We start from the raw sequence: 12,644 nt of genomic DNA on the forward strand, positions 1-12,644 counted from the left end.
TGGATCACCCGTCCCGGTGCGCAAGGGCGCACAAGGTGGGTGATGACGTGGGGGACCAAAGCGCATGTCCAATTCGAAAGCCGAACTCCGTGCCAAAGCCCTCGCGGCGCGCGATGCGCTGAGCGAGAAGAAGCGCACCGCCGCCGCCGCAAAGCTCGCCAAGCGCGGGCTGCCGTTCCCGCTTTTGCCCGGCAGCATCGTGTCCGGCTATTCCCCGATCCGCAGCGAGATCGATCCGCTGCCGCTGATGAAGGCACTCGCCGAGGCAGGCGCAAAGCTCGCGCTGCCCTGCGTCAGCGCCCGCGGCCAGTCGCTGATCTTCCGCATCTTCCATCCGAACGACCGCCTGATGCTCGGCCCGCTCGGCATTCCCGAGCCGTCGCCGGCCGCGGCCGAAGTCATCCCCGACATCATGCTGACGCCGCTCGCGGCCTTCGACCGTCTCGGCCATCGCATCGGCTATGGCGCGGGGCACTACGACCACACCTTCGCGCATCTGCGCAAGACCAAGCAGATCGTCGGCATCGGGCTTGCTTTTGCTGCCCAGGAGATCAAGGCGGTTCCGGCACTATCGCACGACGTCGCGCTGGATTATGTGCTAACGGAATCGGACGTGTTCGATTTCCGGAGTTCTGAAGTTGCGCATTCTCTTCGTGGGTGATGTCGTCGGCCGTAGCGGCCGCAACGCCATCGCCGAATATCTGCCCGGCATGGTCAAGGACTGGTCGCTCGATTTCGTCGTCGTCAACGGCGAGAATTCCGCCGGTGGCTTCGGCATCACGGAAGCGATCTATCAGGAGTTTCTCGATGCCGGGGCCGACGCGGTGACGCTCGGCAATCACTCCTGGGACCAGCGTGAAGCCCTGGTGTTCATCGAGCGCGCCGAGCGCCTGGTGCGGCCGACGAACTACCCGCGCGGCACGCCCGGCCGCGGCGCCGCGCTGGTGGAGACCAAGAACGGCAAGCATGCGCTCGTCGTCAACGCGCTCGGCCGTGTCTTCATGACGCCGTTCGACGATCCCTTCGCCGCGCTCGAGCGCGAGCTTGGCGCCTGCCCGCTCGGCGTTGCCGCCGACGCCATCGTCGTCGACTTCCATTGCGAGGCGACCAGCGAGAAGCAGGGCATCGGCTTCTTCTGTGACGGCCGTGCCAGCCTCGTCGTCGGCACCCACACCCATGTGCCGACCGCCGACCACCAGATTCTGTCAGGCGGCACCGCCTACATGACCGACGCCGGCATGACCGGCGATTACGATTCCATCATCGGCATGCAGAAGGAAGAACCGCTGCGGCGCTTCACGTCGGGGATTCCGTCAGGCCGGTTCGAGCCGGCGGCTGGTGTTGCAACGCTCAGCGGCGTTGCGGTCGAGACGGATGATGCCACGGGCCTTGCGCTAAAGATTGCACCGGTGCGCGTCGGCGGCCGGCTGGAGCCGGCGACGCCGAAGTTCTGGTTGAGCTGAAGTCTCACGGTATCGGCCACCCTCCCCTGGAGGGGGAGGGTCGCTACGCATGAAGCGAAGCGGAATGCGTAGCGGGGTGGGGTGACGGTCCTTCCGCGACGAACAGTGCCTGCGCGGAGAGATCACCCCACCCCGCTCGCGCTTCGCGCGATCGACCCTCCCCCTCCAGGGGAGGGTAAGAGCAGCGTCGCTCATTTCGACGCGCCTCACGCTGCCGCGCGAACCGCCTGCCAGAGATCCAACACGTCCGCACGCGCGATGCCGCGTGTGATGAACACGATGCGCGAGCGGCGATCGCTGTCGGGCCAGCCACCAAGCGCGACCGGCGGATGGAAGACGTGATGCACGCCATGGATCACGATCGGCGCCGGTTCGTCACGGAGATTGAGGATCCCCTTCACCCGCAGCAGGTCCTGGCCGCGCGCGTTGCGTAAATGCGCAAGCCAGTGCGTCACGGCCATCCAGTCGAGCGGCTCGTCGAACGCCAGCATGAAGCTCGCGATCGACGCATCGTGATCATGATGGTCATGATCATGGTGCGCGTGATGATCGTGATGCGCATGGCCGGCGTGCGCATCTGGTTCCGCGAAGGCCCGCTCGTTGAGCCAGCGCTCAACGTCTATCCTTTTCAGCTCGGGATCGATCAGGCCGGCGCCGAATAGCTGCGCGGGATCGATCTCGCCGTGACTGACGTTTTCGATTCTGGCGCCGGGATTGAGCCGCCGCAGGCGCAGCTCAAGCGCGGCGATGTCCTCGACCAGGTCGCTCTTGGTTATCAAGAGCCGGTCGGCCAACGCCACCTGTTTCACCGCCTCATACTGCCGATCCAGCTGATGCGGCGCGTTGACCGCATCGACCGTGGTCACGACCGTGTCGAGCCGCAGGAAGTGCGAGACGAGCGGATTGTTGAGCAGAAGCTGCACGATCGGCGCGGGGTCGGCGAGCCCGGTGGTCTCGACCAGGATACGGCGGAACGGCGGAATCTCGCCGCGGTCCCGCTTCACCAGAAGGTCTCGCAGCGTCTGCTCCAGGTCGCTGCGGATGGTGCAGCAGATGCATCCGCTCGCAAGCACGGCGACTTCGCCGTCGACGCGTTCGACCAGGAGATGGTCGAGGCTGACTTCGCCGTACTCGTTGATGATGACGGCGCTGTCCTTCATGCCGTCGTGGCGCAGCAAGCGATTGAGCAGCGTGGTCTTGCCGCTGCCGAGAAAGCCGGTGATCAGCGAGACCGGAAGTCGCTGCGCGGATTTATCGCTTTCGAACAGGCCCATGGGAAGCTCTCGCGTCGGCCGTCTTATTTTTGTCGCTGGACAACAGCGTAGCGGAGGAGGAGGCTAGCGGAAACAATTTTAGAGTCAGACATTGTTCTGACCACAACCTGGGAGGGTGGAATGTCTAACGAGATCAATAACGTAGATCAAGACGGCGGCGGCTCCACGACGGATCGCCGGACCCTGCTCCGCACCGCGGGCATCGCCGGCGTTGCTGGAGCCGCGCTCGCCGGCTCGATGCACGGCAAGTTCGCGCTTGCACCGATCAGTGAGGCCCAGGCGCAGACTGCAACCTCCATGCCCAAGGGCACCGACAAGCCCTGGTGGCCATCGAAATGGGGTAAGGATGACGAGTCCGGCGCATCCAACCACATCACCCCGGCGAAGGTCCTCGACGCGGCGAAATGGATCAAGGACGGCAAGATCTACAAGATCGGCCGCGTCTACGAAGCCGCCATGCCGCTGTTTGGTGCGCGTATATTCGCACTGCGCATTCCCGGCAGCCCGACCGGCGGCCCGTTCGGTGACAATAAGATGGTCTATCACGACGAATTCCTGGCCACCGAGATCGGCCAGACCGGTACGCAGTTCGACGGCCTCGGCCATATTGGAGTCCAGCTCGGCAAGGACGGCGACAAGAGCGAGATGCGATTCTACAATGGCTTCACAGCTGCAGAAATTAGCGACGCATACGGGCTCAAGAAGCTTGGCATCGAGAAGCTTAAGCCGATCTTCACCCGCGCGCATCTGCTCGACATGGTCGCGCTCAAGGGCGGCATGATGGATGCAGGGCAGGAGATCACCTCGGCTGACATCAAGGCGGCGCTGGCGAAGCAGAACATCCCCGAGAGCGACATCAAGCCTGGCGACGCGATCATGTTCCACACCGGCTGGGGCTCGCTGTGGATGAAGAACAATGATCGCTTCAACAGCGGCGAGCCGGGCATCGGCCTCGATGCTGCGAAGTGGGTGGTCGAAAAGGATCTTGCGCTGACCGGCGCCGACACCTGGGCGGTCGAGGTGGTGCCCAATCCCGACAAGTCGCTCGCTTTCGTGGTCCACGCCGAGCTGCAGACCAAGCACGGCATCCACAACCACGAGAATCTGATCTTCGACGATCTGATCGCCGAGAAGAAGTATCAGTTCGTCTATTCCTTCACCCCGGCGCCCATCAAGGGCGCGACGGGAAGCAACGGATGTCCGATCGCGATTACGTGAGGACGAAGATCGGCGCGGGCGGGTGACGCGTCCGCGCCGATGTTATGGTTGAGCTGAAAGCGGCGCCACATCCTCGGTGTCGTCCCCGCCTAGTGCGCAATTGCGCACGGGGGCGGGGACCCATAACCCCAGGGAGTAGTGCGGGGCACAGTTCCCACACCGAATCTTCGCCAAACCCCGCCCTGTGGTTATGGGTCCCGGTTCTGCGCTTCGCTTGTCCGGGACGACGGTGGAGATTGGCGCGCGATCACGCGTCAATCTCTTCGTACGCTACTCCGCTGTCTGCTCCCGCAGCTCGGCGACATCCTTCGCCGTCAGCTTCGAGCCCTTGGTGCCGAACCGTGCCGTGACGTAGTTCGCGACCGCCGCGATCTCGTCGTCGCTATACGCATCGCCGAACGCCGGCATCGAGAGCGCGCCGTCCGGCGTATGCCGCTTGGTGCCCGAGAGCACGATCTGCGCGACGTTGGTGGCGGCGGGGTCGTTGACGGCCCAAGTGCCGGTCAGCGTCGCCATCGGCGAGACCGGGCTTTCGCCGCTCCAGCCGTGGCAGCTGGCGCAGGCGCTGGCGAACACCTTCTTGCCGCGTGCGTCGGCCGTGACGCCGTCCTTGTGCGAGGCGGGCGCGACCGGCGCCGTGGTCGCAGGCAGATCGGGCGAGGCCACCGGCGGCACGCTGCGCAGATAGGCGACGACCGCGCGGATGTCTTCGGGAGCGAACTGGCTGAAGCTGCGATCGACCGCTTCGCCCATCGGACCCGAGGCCGAGCCGTGGCCCGGCGCGTGGCCGAGCGAGAGATACGAGATCAGATCCTCGTCGCGCCAATTGCCGAGGCCGGTGGCCTTGTCGGAGGAGATGTTGAAAGCGCGCCAGCCCGCCGTGATCGCGCCGCCGAACTTCTTGCGGTTGTCGAGCGCAAAGCCGAGATTGCGCGGCGTGTGGCACTCGCCGCAATGCGCCAGCGCTTCGGCGAGATACGCACCTCTGTTCCACTCCGGGCTCTTCGAGGTATCCGGCGTAAAGCGCGTGTCCGGATTGAACACGGCCGACCAGAAGATCATCGCCCAGCGCTGGTTGAACGGGAACGACAGCGTGTTGTCGGGCGCTTTCGCGCGCACGGCCGGCAGGCTGAACAGATACGCCTTCACCGCCAGCACGTCGTCGTCCGTCATGTAGGTGTAGGACGTGTAGGGCATGGCCGGATAGAGCCGCGCGCCGTCATGACGCGTGCCGCGCTGGACCGCGTTGAGGAAATCCTGGTCGCTGTAATTGCCGATGCCGGTGTCCTTGTCCGGCGTGATGTTGGTCGAATAGAGCGTGCCGAACGGCAGCTTGAAGCCGAGCCCGCCGGAATATTCCTTCTCGCCGGGCTTGGTGTGGCAGACCATGCAGTCGGCGGCCTTCGCGAGATACTCGCCGCGCTCGACCAGGCTTGCCTTCTCCAGCTTTGCCGGCACGCCGGTCGGCTTGCCTGCGCGATAATCCGCCAGCGCCACTTTGGTGCCGCCGGCGAAGTCGAGCGGACCGGGCCCACGGATGATCCAGACGCCGAGCGCCGCCACGACGATGGCGATCACGACCAGGCTTGTGAGGATACGCATCTTGCCGCTCATGCCTTCTTCCCCGCAGCCAGAAGTTTCCGGTCGATCGGCAGGCGCCGCAGCGCCACGCCGGTTGCGGCGTAAATCGCGTTGCGCAGCGCCGGTGGTCCGGCATTGACGCCGGCTTCGCCGATGCCGCCGGGCGCCTCGCCGCTCTTGACCACGATGACCTCGATCTTCGGCGTCTCGTTGATGCGCATCATGCGGTAGTCGTGGAAGTTCGATTGCTGCACGCGGCCCTTGTCGATGGTGATCTCGCCGTAGAGCGCGGCGGTGAGGCCGAAGATCAGCCCGCCCTCGATCTGCGCCTTGATCGTATCGGGGTTGACCGCAATGCCGGTGTCGACCACCGAGGTGATGCGGCGCAGCGTGATCTCGCCGATGTCGTCGATCTCGGCTTCCACAACAGTTGCGAGGAAGCTCGCAAACGATGGCTGCAGGCAGACGCCACGGCCAACGCGGGCCGGCAGCGGTTGGCCCCAGCCGGATTTCTCCGCGGCAAGGTTGAGCACCGCGAGCGCACGCGGAGTCTTGGTCAGCATCGACCTTCGGAATTCGACCGGATCCTTGCCGGCCTTGCGCGCAAGTTCGTCCAGCGCGCATTCGAACGCGAACACATTGTTGTTCGGGCCGACACCGCGCCAGAAGCCGGTCGGCACAGCCGGTGGCTCGGCACGGACATATTCGACGTGGAAGTTGGGAAAGTCGTAGGGCGTCTCCACGGCGGCGTCGACCGCGTCGATATCGACGCCCTTCTGGAACGCTGGCGGCAGCCAGCGGGCAATCACCGCAGAACCTGCGATCTTGTACTTCCAGGCCGCCACCTTGCCGTCGACCAGGGTCGCATTGACCTGGTCGCGATAGACCGGGCGGTAGACGTCGTGCTGGATATCCTCCTCGCGGGTCCATATCACCTTGACGGGATAGTCGACCTGCTTGGCGATCTTGACCGCCGCAACCACCATGTCGGGTTCGAGCTTGCGGCCGAAACCGCCGCCGAGCAGGTGCTGGTTGACGATCACCTTCTCGACGGGAAGGCCAGCGGCCTTCGCCGCCTCCGACTGCACGCGCGTCATGATTTGTGTGCCCGTCCAGATCTCGCAGGCATCCGGCCTGACGTGAACGGTGGCGTTGATCGGCTCCATCGAGGCATGCGCGAGGAACGGCAGTTCGAAGCTCGCCTCGAACTTGTCTCCGCTGGCAAGCCCCTTGGCGATGTCGCCGACGGATTTCGCGATCGCGCCATCCTTCTCGCTGGCCTTGCGTAAATCGTCCCAGATGTCCTTGGTGGAGATCTTGGCGTTCGGTCCTTCGTTCCACTCGATCTTGAGCGCTTCGAGACCCTTCTTGGCCGCCCACATGTGATCGCCGATCACGGCGACGGCGTCGTCGAGCACGACGACCTTGCGCACGCCGGCGACTTTCATCGCTGCGCTGTCGTCGACCTTGCCGACCTTGCCGCCGAACACCGGGCAATTGGCGATCGCGGCAATCTTCATGTTGGGCAGGATCGCGTCGATGCCGTAGACGACTTTGCCGTTGACCTTGTCCGGTGTATCCAGCCGCTTCAGCGGTTGGCCTATGAGGACGAAGTCCTTGGGGTCCTTGACCGGGATATCCTTCGGCGGTGTCTGGCTCTGTGCCGCCAGCGCGAGCTCACCATAGCCGAGCTTGCGGCCGCTTTCCGCATGGATGACTTCGCCCTTGGACGTCGTGCAACTCGCGGGCTCGACCTGCCATTGCGCGGCGGCGGCCTGCACCAGCATCGCGCGCGCGCTGGCACCCGCTTCGCGTAGCGGCTTCCACCAGGCGCGGATCGACGTCGAACCACCCGTCGCCTGCAGTCCGAAGGCGGGATTGGCGTAGAACTTGTCGTTTGGCGGCGCGTGCAACGCCCCGACCTTTGCCCAATCGGCGTCGAGCTCTTCGGCCAGAACCATCGAGATCGAGGTGTAGATGCCCTGACCCATCTCCACCTGCGGCATGATCAGCGTGGTCTGGCCGGTCTCGTCGATACGGATGAAGGCATTGGGCGCGAACTTGCCGTCGGTCGTATCCTTCGGCTGCTCCGGCTCGTTGACGGCGGCCCGTAGGGGCAGGTGAAAGGCGAGGAGGAAACCGGTCGCGAGACCGCTGGTCAGAAGCGTGCGGCGGGAGAGGCTGTTGTGTGCATTCATGGCGGACCTCACGACTGACGGCCGTTGGCGGCCTGCTTGATGGCCTCGCGGATGCGGACATAGGTGCCGCAGCGGCAGATGTTGCCAGCCATCGCGGCGTCGATGTCGGAATCATCCGGATGAGAGGTGGTTGCCAGTAGAGCGGCGGCCGCCATGATCTGGCCGGATTGGCAATACCCGCACTGGACCACCTCGAGATCGAGCCAGGCTTTCTGCACCTTCGCGCCTGCGGGCGTATTGCCGACATGTTCGATGGTGGTGATGGCGCGGTTCGCAACCGCGCTGACCGGCAGGACGCAGGAGCGCACGGCCTTGCCGTCGACATGCACCGTGCAGGCGCCGCATTGCGCGATGCCGCAGCCGAATTTGGTGCCGGTCATTCCGAGGATGTCGCGCAGCACCCACAGCAGCGGCATTTCCGGCGGCGCGTCGAACGATTTGGTTTCGCCGTTGATGGTGAGAGTTGTTGCCATAAGCATCCCCTTGCTCGCTTGATCGCTTGCGGCGATCTAGTCGGCGAATTCGTGCGCGACAATAATCATACTGATGCGAAGCGATGAAGCGCCAGAATTTCCGGCGATGCATATTTGCGCTGCCGACGCCTCAGGCCATGACGTTCACGAATTTGTGCGGCGATCGCTGCAGCGGAATTGGGCTAATTGATATGATAATCGTCATGTTGTGACGCATTTTCGTCGCACGCATCGTTGATTGCCGCAGATGATCGTGCGAATGCGGAAATTCATGCGATGACGAAATTCGTGCGATTGGGAAAGTCGGGCCGTGGCGAGCGCGGGCACGGGATCAATTGCAACGGCTCATTGTTGTGCCCTCTCCCCTTGTGGGAGAGGGCAGCGACACCGGTAGACGCAGACTCACTCGGGTGACGGGTCTGTCTCCGCGTATGATCCTCTCATTCCGAAGCAGCTTTGCCCGCCGATAGAGACCCCTCATCCAGCGCTTCGCGCCACCTTCTCCCACAAGGGGAGAAGCGAAGGGGAGAGTGAAAATTTCGGAATAATGGCATTATGCGCCTATTTGCCCGACGGAGCAATGGCTACATTCAACGCGTGCAGCGTGATGAGTTGAAGTCCGATCAGGCTCGGCGGACGGCAAGGCACAGCTCTCTCCGTTCCCTCCCCCCTTGCGGGGGAGGGGCAGGGAGAGGGGTGCTACACGGGGACTCTTTCGAGTCGCTCACACGCAGGCCCGATGCCTCGCCAAAAACCGGTACCTTTTCCTGAGCTACCCCTCTCCCTAGCCCTCCCCCGCAAGGGGGGAGGGAACGCACCTTCGTCGGCGCACTAGGTGAGTCTCTTCATCAGGCATCCAAGCCATTGATTCCCCAACGCCCCGCCTACTGTGCATGGGGTTGTTTTCCAGATTTTTGATTCAGGGACGCCAGGCGCGGCCGTCGCGGCGGGCGTCAGCTCTGCCGAAAACCCATCCGGAAGGCGCCCCAGTGCTTGCCGCGGATCACGATCGGCGAGGACAGGTCCTTCATCAGCACGAACTGTCCGCCGCCCATGTCGCGGCGATAGGTCTGGAGCAGGAACGGTTTTGTGTTGGCCGCGACTTTCCTCACCGCGCGGTCGCTGAACAGGCGGCGGTTGCGGCAATTGGCGTTGTTCCAGACGGGATCCTTGCCCTGCGGTAGGCGGTAGTTAGGGTTGTGGGTCGGCAGATAGCCGCCCTTGGCCCAGGCGACGCAGAACACGATGCGGGGGTCTGACTTCTGGATCGGGTCCTGGATGGCGGGCAGCGCGCGGTCGGTGAAGTCGACGTAGTTGGTCTTGTATTGCTTGGGATCGGTGCCGGGGATTTCCCGGTAGTTCTCGTCCATGAGCTGGTCGAGCGTGATCTCGCCGCGGTCGATTGCGGCCTCGAACTCGTCCGAGATCCGCTTTGCGGTCTCGACGACGACGCGGATCAGCGGCGCATCCGATGTCTCCACGCCGCTGTCGGCGATCATTGCGATCAGCGCTTCGGAGGTGTCGAGCAGTTTTGTCACGCGCTGATCGGCGTTCTTGAGATCGCGCGAGGACAGGTCGACGCCCTTGGCGAGCTCGTTGAGCTCGCTGATGACCGTGTCGCAATGGCCGAGATTGGAGGTCGCGGCGCGCGTGACGCTGTCGATCTCCGCTTCCACCGAGGCAAAACCCTGCTGGACCCGCGAGATGATGCCGGAGATCTGCTGGGCGCCTTCGCCGGCAGTCTTGGCGCGTTGCGAGGCGTCGCTGCTCTCGCCGATCAGGCCTTCGATCTGGCCGTCGAGATCGCGCACGGTGTCGGAGATCTGATGCGTGGCCGCACGGGTAGCCTCCGCGAGATTCTTGACCTCGCTTGCCACCACTGCAAAACCGCGGCCGGCATTACCGGCGCGGGCCGCTTCGATGGTGGCGTTGAGCGCGAGCAAATTGGTCTGCTTCGCGATCGCCTCGATCGAGCCGGACACTTTTGCCACCTGCGCCAGCGCCGAGCCGACCGCGCTCAGGCGCGCCTCGATCCGCTCCACGGCTGCGACGAGCTCGGAGATGTGGCTGACTGCGGTGTCGACCGCGCCGCGCGACTGCGCGATCTCGCCGACCGCCGCCGATGCGGTCGATTGCACCGCCTGCGATGCGTTGGCGATATCGTGATTGGCCGAGACCATGGTCTCGGCCGTCTCCTGGAGGTGATGGAACCGTTCGGACTGGTTCGCGACGCGGTTTGCGACTTCCTGGACGTTACCGGCGATGTCGGCGAGCTCGACGCCGAGGCCGCCGATGCGGTCGGCGAGCTGGTCGATCAGACGTTCGGCAAGTGTCCGGTTGGAGCCGGTGTCCAGGACTGCCAGTTGTGCGACGGACATGTTTTGAGAGTCCTCCAGTCAGAGCCGTGCGCCGGCTCTCCGCGGCATTCCCATTCCAATTCCAGCCTTAAAGGATGATTCGCGGCCGGCGTCTTGCCTGAGCGTGCACTACAGCTTGTAAGCCGTGCGGAATCCGCCCCAGTGCCGGCCCTGCACGCGGATCGGGACGTCGATCTCGCGCATCATCACGGTGTTGCCGTTGCCCATGTCGCGGGCATAGCTCTGGACCAGGTACGAGCGCAGGTTGCTTGCGGCGGCGAGCCCCGCCGGATCGTTGAAGATCCGCCGGTTGCGGCTGTTGGCGGTGTTCCAGGCGGTGTCGCCCGGCCGCTGCGGATGCGAATAGATCTTGTTGTGCACCGGCAGGAAGCCGTTGCGGTCGACCATGGCGCAGAACGCCATGCGCGGTTCCTTGGCGAGAAAGGCTTCCTGGAACGGCGGCAGCGCGCGGTCGGCCCAGTCCAGATATTTCGTGCGGTATTGCTGCGGATTGGTGCCGGCGATCTCCGCATAATCGGTGTCGAAGAGGTCGTCGATCCTGACCTCGCCGCGTGCAACCGCCTGCTCGAAAATCCGGGTCAGCGCGGTGCCGGCTTCCATGGCGCGGGTGACGAACTCGGTGTTCTCCTCGTGGATCGACCAGAGCCTGTCTTCGATCTTCTCGCTGAGATCGGCATTGGGGCTGACGAATTGCGCGCGGGCGCCGGCCTTGGTCTGCTCGATCACGCGCAGGCGGCAGGCGCCGACGCCTTCGAGGGTGCCGTCGACGACGGCCTGCGTGGCAAGCTTCGCCGCCTCCGCGCCGCCGATCAGCACGCCGTCCATCGCGATCTCGTAGACCTGCAACGCGCCGCGCGCGGTTTCGAACTTGAGATGGCAGGGCAGCCGCTCGGTCTTGCGACGGTCGTCGTGCTCGCTCTGGCGCAGCAGCACCGCGCAGCGCGATTTCAGCTTCCGCGCGAAGGTGGTGACGGCCTTGCCGGCGCTGGCGACGTTCTCGCCGTGGGTCTCGGCCGCCTTGGTCGCGGCGTCGATCTCGGCGGCGCTCTCGCCGACCGAGATGATGAACTGCGACGCGCTTGCCGCGTTGCCGGAGACCTCGCTGGTGGTGGCATTCTGCTCGGCGACCGCGCCGTTGACGGTGTCGAACACGGGGCGGATCGCCTCGATCGCCTGCGCGATGCGGTGCACGGCGTCGGCCGAGCCGGCGGCGTCGCGCTGAAGCGCGTCGATCTTCCTGGTGATCTCCTCCGTCGCGCCCTGGGTCTGCACCGCGAGCGCCTTCACTTCGGTGGCGACGACCGCAAAGCCCTTGCCGGCCGCGCCCGCACGCGCGGCCTCGATGGTCGAGTTGAGCGCGAGCAGCGTCGTCTGCCGCGCAATCTGCGCAATCAGATTGACGACATTGCCGATGGCGGCGGAGGATTCGCGCAGGCGGTCGACATTGGCGCGGGCTTCCTGCGCCGCAGCGCTGGCTTCGTCGGCGAGCTTGCCGGCCTCGCGCACCTGCGCGCCGATGCCTTGGGCGGACTGGGTGAACTTGTCGGCGGCGTGGGCGAAGGTGGAGGCGGTCGATTGCGCCGCATTGGTGCGGCCGGTGAGGGCGTCGGTGCGCCCGCGAATATCCGCGAGCGTTGCCGCGGTCGCCTCCGCGCCGCCGGCGACCGAATTGGCGGCCCGCTCGAGCTGGCGGATCATGGCGCCGAGCTCGAGTTCCAGCAGTTCCAGGATTTCCCTGGCGGAATCGCCCTCGGCCGACGGGGCAGGCGCGGGATCGACCGGCGACGGCGCGGCCTGTGGGGGTGCCACGGGCGCGGACAAGTCGGGCAGACGCTTCCGGAACAATGCGAACGCCATCAGGTCACTCTTGTCGGGGAACGGGCGGTTGCTATTTTCGCAAGCCGGAATGAAATCAGGGTTAACGGTGCCTGACTGATGCCGACTCTTGGGCACGGGCCACTACGGTATTACCTTAAAGTCGTAGAGCCTCTTTCATTCCGGTGGGTTGGCGGCCTATAAGGCCGCGCTTCCCACGCTCACCTTTGGCGCACGATTCCTG

At 64.8% G+C, this 12,644-nt stretch carries 9 protein-coding genes; 3 read left to right on the plus strand and 6 right to left on the minus strand.

All coding sequences use genetic code 11. The features are described from left to right. Positions 1-64 precede the first annotated feature (64 nt). Both CT676_RS12130 and CT676_RS12135 read left to right on the plus strand, forming a co-directional pair. Positions 65-661 (plus strand): 5-formyltetrahydrofolate cyclo-ligase, encoded by a 597-nt coding sequence (locus CT676_RS12130; protein WP_135214710.1) that lies wholly within the window; start codon positions 65-67, stop codon positions 659-661. After that, on the plus strand, positions 639-1,463 hold the full coding sequence (locus CT676_RS12135; RefSeq protein WP_028150900.1) for a TIGR00282 family metallophosphoesterase: 825 nt from the start codon (positions 639-641) through the stop codon (positions 1,461-1,463). Before CT676_RS12130 ends, CT676_RS12135 begins: the two co-directional genes overlap by 23 nt. A 206-nt stretch (positions 1,464-1,669) precedes the next feature. On the opposite strand, the gene CT676_RS12145 is transcribed toward CT676_RS12135, so the two are convergent. Continuing rightward, complete coding sequence (locus tag CT676_RS12145) at positions 1,670-2,737, minus strand: GTP-binding protein (protein WP_135214712.1); 1,068 nt, start codon at positions 2,735-2,737, stop codon at positions 1,670-1,672. Positions 2,738-2,857: 120 nt separating this feature from the next. Here CT676_RS12145 and CT676_RS12150 point away from each other — a divergent pair, with 120 nt between their 5' ends. Continuing rightward, complete coding sequence (locus tag CT676_RS12150) at positions 2,858-3,955, plus strand: cyclase family protein (RefSeq protein ID WP_063981030.1); 1,098 nt, start codon at positions 2,858-2,860, stop codon at positions 3,953-3,955. Positions 3,956-4,225: 270 nt separating this feature from the next. Here CT676_RS12150 and CT676_RS12155 read toward each other — a convergent pair whose 3' ends face one another. The 5 genes from CT676_RS12155 to CT676_RS12175 form a co-directional block, all read right to left on the minus strand. Continuing rightward, positions 4,226-5,569: a cytochrome c gene (locus tag CT676_RS12155; RefSeq protein ID WP_135214713.1), complete on the minus strand. Its 1,344-nt coding sequence runs from the start codon at positions 5,567-5,569 to the stop codon at positions 4,226-4,228. Beyond that, positions 5,566-7,734, minus strand: a complete 2,169-nt coding sequence (locus tag CT676_RS12160) for a xanthine dehydrogenase family protein molybdopterin-binding subunit (RefSeq protein WP_167768034.1) — start codon at positions 7,732-7,734, stop codon at positions 5,566-5,568. Before CT676_RS12160 ends, CT676_RS12155 begins: the two co-directional genes overlap by 4 nt. An 8-nt stretch (positions 7,735-7,742) precedes the next feature. Beyond that, complete coding sequence (locus CT676_RS12165; RefSeq protein WP_175617995.1) at positions 7,743-8,207, minus strand: (2Fe-2S)-binding protein; 465 nt, start codon at positions 8,205-8,207, stop codon at positions 7,743-7,745. Between the two features lie 953 nt (positions 8,208-9,160). Continuing rightward, the gene (locus CT676_RS12170) at positions 9,161-10,585 is read right to left on the minus strand and encodes a methyl-accepting chemotaxis protein (RefSeq protein WP_135214715.1); all 1,425 of its coding nucleotides are present in this window, start codon (positions 10,583-10,585) and stop codon (positions 9,161-9,163) included. Positions 10,586-10,693: 108 nt separating this feature from the next. Beyond that, entirely contained in the window at positions 10,694-12,442 is a 1,749-nt protein-coding gene (locus tag CT676_RS12175; protein WP_167768035.1) for a methyl-accepting chemotaxis protein, read from the minus strand. Positions 12,443-12,644: the final 202 nt, after the last annotated feature.

This window comes from Bradyrhizobium sp. MOS001 (genome assembly GCF_004634465.1).
GTDB lineage: Bacteria > Pseudomonadota > Alphaproteobacteria > Rhizobiales > Xanthobacteraceae > Bradyrhizobium > Bradyrhizobium barranii.